Origin of the sequence: Mycobacterium alsense (assembly GCF_002086635.1) — a bacterium.
Classification (GTDB): Bacteria; Actinomycetota; Actinomycetes; order Mycobacteriales; family Mycobacteriaceae; genus Mycobacterium; species Mycobacterium alsense.
This window is the reverse complement of sequence record NZ_MVHD01000009.1, coordinates 49,002-62,172: the sequence shown is the minus strand read 5'-3', so window position 1 is coordinate 62,172 and position 13,171 is coordinate 49,002. Positions and strand designations below refer to the sequence as shown.

Below are 13,171 nucleotides of genomic sequence, written 5' to 3'. Positions count from 1 at the left end.
TCAGCCCGAGCAGATGCCGATGGGACCGAATCCCGGCGTGCACAACCGCGGGAGCCCGATTGGCGGCGGGCCGGGCAGCGGGGGCAGCGCCGGAAGCGGCGGTGGTCCCGCGGGGAGCGGGGGCAGCGCCGGGAGCGCCGGCGCCGCCGGCAACGGGGGAAGCGCCACGTGCGACGCGGCCGCCGTCACCGCCGGGATGGCCGCGGCCGCCCCCGGGATGGCCGCCGCCGCCCCCGGGATGGCCGCCGCGGCGTTCTGGAAGGGGAAGCCGATTCCCGGGATCGCGGGCACGCCCAGCGTGAAGTTGGCCGGCAGCAGGCCCGCACTCTTGAGGTAGACGAGCGCGATGGCCGCGGTACTGAGCGTGGCCACGACGCCGGTTCCGATGCCCACGACGCTGCCGCCCACGCCCACGACGCCCTGCACGACCGACAGGGCCACGGCCGCGTCGTTGGGTATGGCCGCGGCGGCCGGCAGGCCCGCCAGGGCGGGCAGCACGAGGGCGGGGTCGGGGAGTCCGCCCAGGTCAGCCGGGATGCCCACGCCCGCCCCCGGCACGCCCGCGCCGGGTGCGCCGCCGATGCCGGCCCCCGGCGAGCCGCCGAAGCCGGGCACCGCGCCCGCGGCCGCGGGTCCCCCGCCGGGCGCGGGCGGCCCGGGGGGCGCTATGACGTTGGCGGCCTCGGAAAACGGCGTGACCGGGCCTCCCGCCTGCGCGGCGGGCACGCCCTCCCCCGAGGGAGCGGGTGCCTCGGGCATGATGACCGACGCCACCTTCTCGCAGACGACGCCCTTGCCGCAGGTTCCCGTGGCGGGAATGGGCGTGCTGACCGAGGTCAGCGGCGTAACCGCCAGCGTCCCGCCCACAAAAGCGGACGCCGCGGCGCCCAAAACGGCGATTCTCATGACGGCCCCCTCTGGCAGTCGACTCGCGTGCGGCGCGGTCAATCCCTGAAGCTTAGGCGGACGGGGCGCGCCATGAGGGGGGTTAACCGAAATTCGTCGACGGATGGCCCCGGATCCCGGCCCTTAGCCGACCGAAGCGGCGGCCGCGAGGGGCGCCGTCCCGACGATCGGGGCGGCCTTGTGCAGGCATTCCTCCCATTCGGCGTCGGGATCGGAATCGGCGGTGATCCCGCCGCCCACGCCCAGCACGGCGCGGCCGTCGGGGCCGAACTCGACGGTGCGGATCGCGACGTTCAGCTCGCATCCGGCGATCGGGGAAGCCAAACCGACTGTGCCGCAGTATATTCCGCGACGACCGTATTCCCATTGCGAAATGAGTTGCCGCGCGCGGTGTTTGGGTGTTCCCGTGACCGAGGCCGGGGGGAAGGTGGCGTCCAGCAGCGCCGACATCGGCAGCTCGGTGGGCACCCGGGCCGAGACGGTGGAGACCAGGTGCCACACGCCGGGCGCGCGGCGCACCACCAGCAGCTCGGGCACGGTGACCGTGCCCACGAGGGCGACCCTTCCGAGGTCGTTGCGGACCAGGTCCACGATCATGATGTTCTCGGCGACGTCCTTGGCCGACGCCCGCAACGCCGACGGCCAGGCGTCCAGCGGCAGCGTGCCCTTGATCGGGCTGGACGTCACGACCGCGCCGCGGCGGCGCAGGAAAAGCTCGGGGGACAGCGACGCGACCGCCCCCCACGGCCCCGCGACGTGGGCCGCCCGGGCGGGCGCGGTGCGCGCGACGCCGTCGACGAAGAAGTCCAGCGGTGACCCACGCACCGATCCGCTCAATTGGGTGCACACGCAGGCCTGATAGACCTCGCCGGCGCGAATGGCCTCCAGGCAGGCCAGGACGCCGTCGCGGTGCGCCGCCCGGTCGGCGGCGCCCCACTCGATGCGGCACTCGCGCGCCGGCGGCGGCCCGGCGGCCAGCGCGGCGGCCAGCCAGTCGGGTGGCGGCGCGCCGGAGAGGCTTTCGTACCACCACTGCCCGCCCCGGTCGCGGCGCAGGACGCAGTCGGTCCAGCCGCCGGCGGCCTCGGGGATGCGGTTTCCCAGCCCGTCGGCGCCGGGATCGGGGTAGGACAGGTAGCCGACCCAGCCGCCGCCCACCGCCGCCGAATCGGGCTCGACAATTCCCCCGGCGGCCTGCCGGACCGCGAACGCGTCGGCGGGGTCCACGGGCCGGGCGGCCAGGCTGGGCGCGATCACCGCCAGCGACCCGAACCAGTCGCCGGTCAGCGCGGCGGGCGGGGGCAGCTCGAGGCGTGCGGCGGCGTCGCCGACGGCGCGCAGCACCCCGGGCGCGGCGCCGAGGTCGCCAAGCGGCTCGATTCGCACCGCCCCAGTCTGCCGCTCACCCGCGGCTGATGTCGCGGGCGGTCGCCAGCGCCGCCAGTTTCTGCGGGTTGCGCATCACGTAGAAGTTGGTGATCTTGCCCTCGGCGATCTCGAGCGTGATCACCCCCTCGAGCCGTTCGCCGAGGTAGAGCAGCACCGCCGGGGCGCTGTTGCAGGTCACCGTGTCCACGCGCAGTGTCGCCATTTCCGAGGCCCGCCGCATCAGCCCCGCGATCGCCCGGGCCACCTTCTCCGCGCCGACGACCGGCCGGCGGGCGGCGCTGACGATGCCGCCGCTGTCGGCCGTCCAGGTGGCGTCCGGCGCGAGCATCGACATCAGCGCCTCGACGTCACCGCCGGCCGCGGCCGCCAGGAACTGGGCGGTGATCTCGGCGTTGTGTTCGGGGTCGACCGTGTCGAAGCGCTTGCGCCGCGCCCGCACGTGCTCGCGCGCGCGGTGCGCGACCTGGCGCACGGTCGGCGCCGGTTTGCCGATCGCCTCGGCGATCTCGCCGTAGTCGAAGCCGAACACCTCGCGCAGCACGAACACCGCCCGCTCGTCGGGGCTCAGCGTTTCCAGCAGCACCAGCATCGCCATCGAAACCGATTCCGCCAGAACGACATCGGCCGACGGGTCCTGGTCGTCCAGCAGCAGCGGCTCGGGCAGCCAGGGCCCCACGTAGTCCTCGCGGCGGCGGGCGTCGGCCCGCAGGGCGTTGAGCGCCTGCCGGGTGACCAGCTGGGCCAGGTAGGACTTCGTGTCGCGCACGGCCGACAGGTCCACCGCCGCCCACCGCAGGTAGCTGTCCTGCAGCACGTCGTCGGCCTCGGTCGCCGAGCCGAGAATCTCGTAGGCGATCGTGAACAGCAGCGGCCGCAGCAGCGTGAACCGTTCGGCGTGCTCGCCCGGATGCGTTGCGTTCGTCATGGCGTGGTGACCTGCTCGTCGGCCGGCTGCTGCGCGAGCCGCCTGCCGCCCTTGTACCAGAGGTACGTGCCGGGCTTGGCCGCCTCGCGGCGGATGGACCACAGCGTGCCCTTGCACACCGCCTCCTTGACCAACGCGGCCAGCCGACCGCCGACGGCCACGTTGATCGGGGTGTCGTCGCGGCGGGCGACCTGCAGGGTGGCGTGCGCGCGGCCCAGGCTGATGCACTGCCCGGCGAAGGCCTGGTCGATCGCGGCGGGCGTGGTCCCGGCGATGCGGCTGAGCACGGTGTTGGCGGCCTGGGCACCCAACGGGCTGGCGGCCTGGCAGCTCATCCGCAGCGGCTGGCCCGACGGCGCGGCCGCGTCGCCCGCGGCGACGATGCGCGGGTCGTCGACGCTGGTCAGCGTCTCGTCGGTGAGCAGCCGACCCAGCGCGTCGGTGCTTAGCCCGCTGCGCGCGGCCAGGTCGGGCACGGCGAAGCCCGCCGTCCACACCGTCGCCGCGCTGGGCAGCACGACGCCGTCGGCGAGCACCACCGAATCCCAGCGCACCTCGGCGACGGCACCGGATTCCAGCACGTTCACGCCGAGCTTGCGCAGCTGCTTGCCCACCGAGCGGCGGCCCCGGTCGCTCAGCGAGGGGCCCAGGATGCCGCCGCACACCAGGGTCACGGGGCGTCCCCGCTCGCCCAGCTCGGACGCGGTTTCGATGCCGGTCAGCCCCCCGCCGACGACGGTGACGGGCATGGCCAGGGGAATGTCGGCCAGGGCATAGCGCAGCCGCTGCGCGCTTTCCAGGTCGGCCACCGAGTGCGCGAATTCGTCCGCGCCGGGCACGGCCCGCGGCGCGGCGCCGGTACTGCCGACCGCGTAGATCAGGTAGTCGTAGTCCACGACGGCGCCCGAGCCCAGTCGCAGGCGCCGGTCGGCGGCCTCGATGCGCTCGACGGTGTCGACGACCAGCGCGATCTCGTCGCCCAGCAGCGCGTCGTAGTCGGCGATCGCCGCGCCGGTGTCGGCGGCCAGTTGGTGCAGGCGGATCCGCTCGACGAAGAACGGGCGCGGGTTGACCAGGGTGATGGCCACAGCGTCGGTGCGCTGCCGCAGGGCGTTGGCGGCCAGGGTTCCGGAGTATCCGCCGCCGACGACGACGACGTGGGTTCTGGGGGCGGCCTGCTCGGTCATTTCTTGTCTCCTACTCTCACGGGGCTCGTGCCCTTGAGACACCGCAGCGCGGGCGGGCGTGACAGTCCGCGGCTGTGAGCTGGCTCACGGTAGCCGAGCGGTCAGGCGCCCGTTGGGACGAAGACGAAGTTGTTGACGTAGACGCCGCGGGCCGCCCAGCCGTCCGCACGGCCGCCGATGTTGGCCGGGTTCTGGTGTTGGGCCGCGTCGAATTCCTCGACCGGCCGGCGGCCGTCGCCGCCGTCGAAGTAGCCCTCGTAGCCCAGCCCGGTCAGCAATTCGGTGATCGCGGCGACGGCATTGGGGTGGTGGCGCTCCTCGGCCTCCACCACGATGGCCGCCCGGTTGCGCGTGAGTGTGTCTGTCGCACCGCGCAATACGGCCAATTCGTGGCCCTCGACGTCGATCTTGACCAGGCCGACGTCGTCGAGCTGCAGATCGTCGAGGCGCTTGACCGGCACGTCGATGCTCTGGATCGCGCCCCCGGCTTCGCCGAGGCCGCCGTCGAGGCTGTTGTCGGAGTCGATGGTGCTGCGGCCCGGGTCGGATTCGACCACCCGCATGGTCGTCACGCCGGGCTTGTCCGAGAGGGCAACGGCTTCCACCCGCACCGCGGCGCCGACCGCGCCGAACATCGTCGCCAGATCGCGGGCCTGGGCCGGCCGGGGTTCGAACGCGATCACCGACCGCGATGACGCCAGCATCGCGATCGTGAACTCGCCGACGTCGGCCCCGATGTCCAGCGAGACGCGGTCGGGATCGCACAGCGACGCAACCAATTGCACGTCAGGTCGCGATTCGCCGAGCCGTTGCAGGATGCCGTACTTGCGCCGCCAGAACAGGCGCGGCGCCAACGTCTTTGCCGCCGGCGCGAGCCAACGTTTCGCCGAGCTTGCGACAGCCATCTGCGGTGGTCTCGCCTTCATCGTCGGGGCGTCTTGGGTGTGTGGTCGTGGTCCCGTTCGGGCGGGGCTTCGCCGGGTCGCACATGATACGCTTCCCACGAATTCGTGACCTGCCCCGGGCCGGATGCGACCAAGCAAGCTGGAAGCCGAATTTTCCTGATTGGGCCCCAAAAAGCCGAGCCCAGCTGGACCTGTGCCCCCACCGGAGGAGTCCTTGCCTCGCAGCCTGGATCTCGTCGTCACCTCGGTGGCCACCCAGCTGATGAAGGCCACGGGATCCACGGCGACCCAGGTGAGCGAACGGGTGCTCGCGCAACTCGTCGAGCAGTTCGACCTCGACGCCAGCTTCCTGCGCCACCACGACCACGACATCCGCGCTTCGGTGCTGGTCGCCGAGTGGCCGCCGCGCGCCGACGTTCCCGACCCGGACCCGCTGGCCGTCGTCCACTTCACCAGCGCCGACCCGGTGCTCGCGCAGTGCGAACACGGCAGGAAGCCGGTCGTGATCCGGCCGGAGCAGAACAACCGGGCGCTGGCGCGCCGGCTCGGGGGGCCCAAGCAGCCCACGTCGCCGTCGGTGGCGGCCGCGCCGCTGGTCTCGGGCGAGATCACCACGGGCGTCCTTGGTTTCGTCAAGAACGGCGCCCGCAAGTGGAAGCAGGAAGAGATCAACACGCTGGAGGCGGTCGCCGCGCTCTTCGCGCAGTTGCAGGCCCGCATCGCGGCCGAGGAAAAGCTGCGCTACCTGGCCGAGCACGACGACCTGACCGGCCTGTACAACAGGCGCGCGCTGGTGGCGCACCTGGCCGAAAGGCTCGCGCCCGGAAGCCCCGGCCCCGTCGCCGTCCTGTACCTCGACCTGGACCGGCTCAAGCCGATCAACGATTACCTCGGCCACACCGCGGGGGACTGGTTCATCCGGGTGTTCGCGCAACGCATTCGGGTGTGCGCGGGCAGTCACAGCATGATCGCGCGGCTGGGCGGCGACGAGTTCGTCGTCATCCCGGACCCACCCATGTCGACGGGCACCGCGGAGTCGTTCGCCCGCCGCCTGGGGGCGATGCTGCGTGAGCGCCTGGCCATCGGCGGGCACATGATCACCCGCACCGTGAGCATCGGGCTGGCAGTGGGCATGCCGGGGCGGGACAACAGCACCGACCTGCTGCGGCGGGCCGACGAGGCCGTACTGACCGCCAAGCGCGGCGGCGGCAACCAGGTCGCGTTGTCCACCGATGACATGTCGCTGAAAAGCGCCTTCCGCAACGACATCGAGCTGCACCTGCAGGGCGACATCGACAGCGAGGCGCTGCTGCTGCATTACCTGCCCGAGGTCGACCTGTGGACCGGGGCCATCGTGGCCGCGGAGGCACTGGTGCGGTGGCGGCACCCGATCTGGGGGCTGCTGCTGCCGGACTCGTTCATCGGGGTGGCCGAGTCGACCAACCTCGCCGGGGAGCTGGGCCGGTGGGTGATGCGAAGCGCCTGCGCCGAATTCAGCCGGTGGCGCGCCAATGGTGTTGGGCAGAGCGCGATCCTGCGCATCAATGTGTCGCCGATCCAATTGATCACGCGCGGTTTCGTGCGCAGCGTCGCCGACACCATCGAGGAGTTCGGCATCGACGGCGGGTCGGTGTGCCTGGAGATCACCGAACGGGCCGTGGTGCACGACATCGAAACCACCCGCAAGACCCTGGCCGAGCTCAAGGAGGTCGGGGTCCAGATTGCCATCGACGACTTCGGCACCGGCTACGCGGTTCTGTCGCATCTGAAGTCGCTCCCGGTCGACATGCTCAAGATCGACACCGGGTTCGTTCGCGACCTGGGCACCAACGCCGGCGACCTGGCCATCGTCCGGGCGATCATCGGCCTGGCCGAGGCCTTCGGCCTGCAATTGGTCGCCGAGGGAGTCGAAACCCCGGCCGCCGCACTGACTTTGATGCAGCACGGGTGCCATCGCGCGCAGGGCTTCCTGCTGTCACGGCCGGTGCCCGGCAACGCGATGGAGGCGCTGCTGGCCGCCCGGTGGATGCCGATGCCCTTCCTCGCCGACCGCGAGGCGTTGTCGTTAGGTGCGATCTGACCCGGTGACCATGCTTCGATCAACAAAAAAGGGCACGGCGGTCGTCGTCGCGTGCACGGCGGTGCTGCTGAACGGGTGCGGTGGCCACCCGAACCCGGGCCCGCTGTCGGCGATGGTCTTTCCGGCCATCCCGTCCGCCGTCCAGGAAATCCCCAACCCGCTGCGTGGCCAGTACGAGGACCTGCTGGTTCCGCTGTTCCCGCAAGGCAATCCGGCGCAGCAGCGCTATCCGGCGTGGCCCGCCTCCTACGACGCCAGCCTGCGGGTGTCGTGGCGGCAGCTGCAGCCGGTCGATCCGCGCACGCTGCCGCCCGACGCGCCCGACGATCGCAAGTTCGACTTCAGCGTGATCGACGACGCGCTGACGAAGCTGGGCAACCGCAACATGCGGCTGACCCTGCGCGTGCTCGCTTACAACTCGTGCTGCAACGCCTCCTATCCGAACAACACCAACATCGCGGTGCCCGACTGGGTGCGCGCCACTCCGGGTGCCACCACCGACTATTCGTCGCCGCCGAACAGTCCGACGCCCGGGGTGACGCAGGTGGTGCCGAACTGGAACGACCCCAACTACCTCAACGCGTTCGGGCAGCTGCTCGCCGCGCTGGGCCGCCGCTACGACGGCGACGAGCGGCTGAGCGTCTTCGAGTTCTCCGGGTACGGGGACTTCAGCGAGAACCACGTCGCGTACCTGCGTGACGTGCTGAACGCGCCCGGCCCCGCACCCGACGACAGCGAGCGAATCCTGGGCTATTACAGCCAGTTCCGCGACCAGAGCATCACCACCGACGCCATCCACCAGCTGGTCGCCGCGAACGTCGCCGCGTTCCCCCACACGCAATTGGTGACCACCCCGCAGAATCCGGAGATCGTGCGCGAGCTGCTGGCCGACAACGTGACCAAGAGGCTATCGGCGCCGGTGGGTATCCGTTCGGACTGCCTCGGTGTCCAGGCGCCACTGCCGGCGTGGGCCGAGTCCAACGATTCCTACTATGTGCGAAAGAACGACGCCCTGGTGAATGCGATCAAGCAGCGGCTGGCCTCGGCGCCGGTGATCACCGAGTGGTGCCAGTTGTCCAGCGGTAACGACCCGCGCTCCTATTACGAGAAGGGCCTGCACGACGTCGTCAAGTACCACGTGTCGATGACGTCGAGCGCCAACTTCGCCGACCGCGACTCCACCTCGGCGATGGATCCGGGCCTGTTTCTGCTGTGGGCCCGGGCCAATACCTCGGCGGGCTACCGGTACTCGGTCGAGGCGCGGCCGGGCTCCCAGTCGGTACAGGGCAAGGTGGCGACGATATCGGCGGTGTGGACGAACTACGGGTCGGCGGCGGCCACCGAACACTGGGCGCCCGGCTACAAACTGGTCGACTTCTCCGGAGCGGTGGTCCGCAGCCTGCCCGCGACGGTCAACCTCAAGACCCTGGTGCACGACGACACCAGTTCCTCGCGCGAGGAGGCGGTGCCGGCGTCGTCGACCGAGACGGTGCGCATCGACCTGGCGGGCCTGGCGCCGGGGCACTACACGCTGCGCGCGTCCGTGGACTGGCAGCAGCACAAGCCGGACGCATCGCACGTGGTGAACTACGCGCCCATGGCGCTGGCCCGCGACGGCCGCGACCCCGCGGGTCTGTATCCGATCGCGACGCTGGACATCCCGCGCGACTCGACGACGTCAGCCAACGGCAAGTGACCTGTCGCGTCCGGCTTGGGCGGTCCACAGCCCGGCCAGCGATTCGTACCAGCGGGTAAGCCCGAAGTCGGCGGCACGCTCGCGGGCGGCGGCGCCCAGCCGCGCCCGCAGGGTGTCGTCGGTGACGAGGGCGGTGAGCGCGTCGGCGATCTGCTCCGGCGATCCCGGTTGCACCACCATGCCGGTGGCCCCGCCGCTGATGGCCTCGCCGATGCTGCCTACGGTCGTGGTCACCGGCGCCAACCCGTACGCCATGGCCTCCAGCAGCGCCATCGGCAGCCCCTCGTCCCTGCTGGGCAGCAGGAAAACGTGTGCGGCGCCCAATAGTTCGTCGCGCGCGGTGGGGTCCAGCCAGCCGGCCACGTGAATCGTCGCGCCCAGTCCCGCCGCGGCCACCGCGGCGCGCACCCCGCCGGTGTCGCCGTCGCCGGCCAGCGTCACCCGCAGCCGGTCGCGCACCGTCGCCTCGAGCGCGCCCACGGCCGAGACGATGTCGTAGCTGCCCTTGCGCGCGCCCATGCGGCCCAGCGCCACGGCGTGCACCGTCTGGACATCCCGCTGCGACACCCCCGCCGCGGGGATCCGGACGGCGTTGTGCAGCGGGCTGATTCGGTGACGGTCCAGCCCCAGCCGGCTCGCGTATTCTTCGACGTGGCGCTCGCCCAGCACCAGCCAGCGATCGGCGACCAGCATGCGGCGCGCCACCGCCCGGGCCGGCGTCGACAGCCGGTCGAACCAGCCACCGAAGTCGAAGCTGTGCCCGTGCACCACCGCGGGCACGCCCGCGCGCCGCGCCGCCCACAACGGCGCCGCTTTGCGCAGCACGCTGCCGCCGTGGGCCAGGTTCACGTGCAACACGTCGGCGCGGCCGCGCAGCAGCAGCCAACTGGCGCACAGCATTCCGCGCACGCCCACGAGAAGCTTCGCCCAGCGCGATCCGTCGACGTAGGTGGGCACCACCGTGACGCGGATCCGTTCGTCGGGATGCGCCGCCATCAAGGCGGCCACCGTCGCCATGCCGCCACGGCTGTGTGCCGCGGCCGGCGCCGGCCCCACCACCAGCACGCGCACCGGCCCTCGCCCTGGGCTCACCGCGGCGCCCCCACCAGCGGCCGGGTGTGGGCCGGCGGGGCGGGCGCGGCGGCGGACGCCGCGGGCCCGGGCCGGCGTCGCGGGCGGGCGAAGGCCCAGGCCGCGCCCAGCGACAGGCCCAGGGTCAGCGCGTTGGCCGGGTCCTCGGGCAGCGGGTCGACGATGCACATCACCAGCAGGCCGACGCTGACCGCGACGGCGACCTTCGCCGGCGCCGATGCGCTGCGCAGCGCGCGGCCCAGCGGGAGGAGCGCGAACGACGCGAACGCGGCCATGCCCACCGCGCCCGCCTTGGCCAGCCACCACAGGTAGAAGTTGTGCGCGTAGGTGGTGCCAAGCGTGTTGGTGAACTCGTCCGGGTCGTTGCCGAACGGCTGCTGGTAGGCGTAGCCGAGCCCGTGACCGAACACCGGCGCCTGGGCGATCGCACGGTCGAGGTTGCCGTCCTCGGCCAACCTGGCCAGCGTCGAGGAGTCGACGGCGAGTGCCTGCTTGGACACGCCGCCCAGCACGCGGTGGCTGAACCCGGCGATCTGGCCGCCGAGCCACTCCCCGGCCGTCGAGTGCTGCAGCAAGAACAGGGCGCCGGGCACCGCCACCGCCAGGATCACCGAGGCGGCGACGGTCAGCCTGGTCGCGCGGCGCAGGGACGACCAACTCAGGGTGGTGACGAAGGCGACGGCCGCGGCCACACCGACGCAGATGAGGGTGTTGCGGGAGAACGCGAGCATCGAAATGATCAGGGCGGGCGGGGCATATACGAGAAACGTCAGGGGCCTGACGCGGCCGACGATGCCGGCGGCGACCAGCACCGTAAGCACGGCGATGGACGGGGTGAGGGTATTGGTGATCACCCTGGTGGCCGCGGCGCCGGCCGTGCCGTCGAGGCTCTCCGCCCGGCCGGCCAGCCGGAGGACGTGCAACGAACACAACACGGACAGGCCCGCCGAGATCCACAGGGTCAGGGCGATCGCCTGCACGACGCCCTTCATGTACTCGCCGTACACGATCAGCAGCGCGAGGATGAACCCGGCGACCATCTCGAGCAAAAACGTCGCTTCGTGGATGATCGACCGGGGGTTGTGTCCCGTCGCGAACCCGACGGCGGTGAAGTACACGACCGTCGAGGTGAACAACAGCGGCAGCGCGTAGTCGACGAGCCGCGGCCGCACGACCGGGATCAGGTAGCAGATCGCCAGGAACAACGGCACGTGGTGGCCGTAGATCGCCACCGGGCCAATGACTTTGCCGGGTGGCAGGCCCTGGGGCAGCGACGCGAAGGCCAAGAAGAGTCCGACCCAGATCATGGCCTCGCGCTTGGTCCAGTACACGATCACGCAGAACGTCGCGCCGATCAACATCACGCCCTGGGTGGTGTTGCGCACGGACAGCACGCCGAAGACGAAGCACCCCAACGTGAATACCGCCAGGATGGCCCCCGACATCGCGAGTCGGTGCCGACTCCGCAGGTACAGGATCACGCCGAGCGGCCCACCTTTGCGCGGTAGGTCCGCGCCGACGCCCGCGCGTGCCGGGGCATCCGGGCGTCGGTCAGCACGGTGCCGACGACGTCGGCGCCCGCCGCGCGCAACGCGATCAACGCGTCGCGCAGCTCGTCCTCGGTGGTGCGCCCCGCCCGGACCACCAACACCGTGGCCTGCACCGCCCCGGCCAGCAGGCCGGAGTCGGCCGTCGCCAGCACGGGTGGCCCGTCGACCACCGTGCGGTCGAAGGCGGCCGACACGTCGTCCAGCACCTTGTCGAGCACCTCCGGCAGGTAGGCGCTGCTGGGCAGCGTGTCCCGGCGCACATAGCGCGACGCCAGGACGAACAGCCGCGGAATCGACGTCGGCTTGACGGCTTGCGTCGCGATGCCGGGGTCGGACAGGGCGTGGGCCAGCCCCTCGCCGGAGTCGACCTTGAGCAGGCCGGCGACCACCGGCCGGCGCGTGTCGCCCTCGACGAGCAGGGCCTCTTCGCCGGATTCGGCGAACGCCCGCGCCAGGTTCACCGCCGTCGTCGTCGTTCCCTCGCCGCCGAACGGCGCGGTCAGCAGGACGCGGCGCGTTCCCGCTCCCATCGCGCGCAGCAGCCGCGCACGCAGGCCGCGGACCGCGTCGTCGAACGAGATGTTCGTGCCGAACCGCGGTGCGGTGCCGCGCTTTCCGGGCAGTTCGGCCAGGGTCGGCAACTCTGAGAGCCGTTCCAGCTTCGCGCGGTCGCGCACGGTGCGGTCGGCGGCCTCTCGCGTCAACGCCACCCCCGTTCCCAGGAGCAGGCCGGCGGCCAGGCCCATGGCCATGTTGCGTGCCGGCACCGGCTTGATGGGGCTATCCGGGACGCCGGGCTGCTCGATCACCGTGGCCCGGGCCACGGGCAGGCTGGGCGACGGCTGCGGCAGTCCGGTGGGGGACACCTGCGGCGGCACCTGCGGGTCCGGCAGCGGCGGCGTGTCGGCATCGGTCTGGCCGTCGGCGTCGGTCGGTGCGGGTGCCTGGGGGGCGGGGGCCTGGGGCGGTCCGCTACTCACCAGCGCGACCGGATCGCGGGGGGCCACCCCGAGGGTGCCGACCATCCCGGCGAACGTATCGGCCATCGCCTTCGCCAGTGCCGCAGCACGATTGGGGTCGGTGTCGGTGACGGAGATGCTGAGCAGGGTCGACTTGGCGGTGTATTCCACGTGGGTCTCGCTGGCGAGGAGGTCGGCGCTGACGGGCAGGTGGAACTGCTTGACCGCGCGCTCGGCCACCGTGTGTCCACCGGCGATCGCCGCGTACGACGACAGCCGCTCCTGGACGGCCTGCGTTCCCGAGTACACCTGGGCGAGGTCGGTCTCCCCGGAGAACGAGATGAGGACGGTCGCCGCCGACTGGTAGCTCTTGGTCTGGAACGCGGTGACGGCGGCGGCCCCGGCCAGACAGGCCAGCAGGGCGCCGGCGAACAGCTTCCAGTGCGCCGCCAGCGTCCGGACAAACGTGCGGAAATCCATGG

10 protein-coding genes are annotated in these 13,171 nt (G+C 71.9%); 2 read left to right on the top strand and 8 right to left on the bottom strand.

Annotated features, from left to right (window positions below):
- The 5 genes from BST11_RS08100 to BST11_RS08080 all read right to left on the bottom strand — a co-directional run bounded on the left by BST11_RS08100 (window position 1) and on the right by BST11_RS08080 (window position 5,312).
- Complete coding sequence (locus tag BST11_RS08100) at window positions 1-906, bottom strand: hypothetical protein (RefSeq protein WP_083137412.1); 906 nt, start codon at window positions 904-906, stop codon at window positions 1-3.
- Window positions 907-1,029: 123 nt separating this feature from the next.
- Window positions 1,030-2,292: an aminodeoxychorismate synthase component I gene (locus BST11_RS08095; protein WP_083137411.1), complete on the bottom strand. Its 1,263-nt coding sequence runs from the start codon at window positions 2,290-2,292 to the stop codon at window positions 1,030-1,032.
- A 16-nt stretch (window positions 2,293-2,308) separates the two neighbouring features.
- Entirely contained in the window at window positions 2,309-3,220 is a 912-nt protein-coding gene (locus BST11_RS08090; protein WP_083137410.1) for an RNA polymerase sigma-70 factor, read from the bottom strand.
- Window positions 3,217-4,407 carry an NAD(P)/FAD-dependent oxidoreductase gene (locus BST11_RS08085; protein ID WP_083137409.1) on the bottom strand — a complete coding sequence of 397 codons (1,191 nt, stop codon included), beginning with the start codon at window positions 4,405-4,407 and terminating at the stop codon, window positions 3,217-3,219. The genes BST11_RS08090 and BST11_RS08085 overlap by 4 nt, the downstream gene beginning before the upstream one ends.
- Before the next feature lie 101 nt (window positions 4,408-4,508).
- The gene (locus BST11_RS08080; protein WP_083137408.1) at window positions 4,509-5,312 is read right to left on the bottom strand and encodes an FkbM family methyltransferase; all 804 of its coding nucleotides are present in this window, start codon (window positions 5,310-5,312) and stop codon (window positions 4,509-4,511) included.
- Window positions 5,313-5,526: 214 nt separating this feature from the next.
- Between BST11_RS08080 and BST11_RS08075 the strand changes: the two genes are divergently transcribed.
- Together BST11_RS08075 and BST11_RS08070 are read left to right on the top strand one after the other, a co-directional pair.
- Window positions 5,527-7,392, top strand: coding sequence for a putative bifunctional diguanylate cyclase/phosphodiesterase (locus tag BST11_RS08075; RefSeq protein WP_083137407.1), 1,866 nt, complete (start codon window positions 5,527-5,529; stop codon window positions 7,390-7,392).
- Between the two features lie 10 nt (window positions 7,393-7,402).
- Entirely contained in the window at window positions 7,403-9,088 is a 1,686-nt protein-coding gene (locus BST11_RS08070) for a hypothetical protein (protein WP_083137464.1), read from the top strand.
- Here BST11_RS08070 and BST11_RS08065 read toward each other — a convergent pair.
- From BST11_RS08065 to BST11_RS08055, 3 genes are read right to left on the bottom strand one after another with little or no spacing between them, the layout of a single operon-like run.
- Entirely contained in the window at window positions 9,071-10,180 is a 1,110-nt protein-coding gene (locus BST11_RS08065; protein ID WP_244897569.1) for a glycosyltransferase family 4 protein, read from the bottom strand. The two genes, BST11_RS08070 and BST11_RS08065, sit on opposite strands and share 18 nt — an antisense overlap.
- Window positions 10,177-11,661 carry an O-antigen ligase family protein gene (locus BST11_RS08060; RefSeq protein ID WP_083137406.1) on the bottom strand — a complete coding sequence of 495 codons (1,485 nt, stop codon included), beginning with the start codon at window positions 11,659-11,661 and terminating at the stop codon, window positions 10,177-10,179. Before BST11_RS08060 ends, BST11_RS08065 begins: the two co-directional genes overlap by 4 nt.
- Complete coding sequence (locus BST11_RS08055) at window positions 11,658-13,169, bottom strand: tyrosine-protein kinase domain-containing protein (RefSeq protein WP_083137405.1); 1,512 nt, start codon at window positions 13,167-13,169, stop codon at window positions 11,658-11,660. The genes BST11_RS08060 and BST11_RS08055 overlap by 4 nt, the downstream gene beginning before the upstream one ends.
- Window positions 13,170-13,171: the final 2 nt, after the last annotated feature.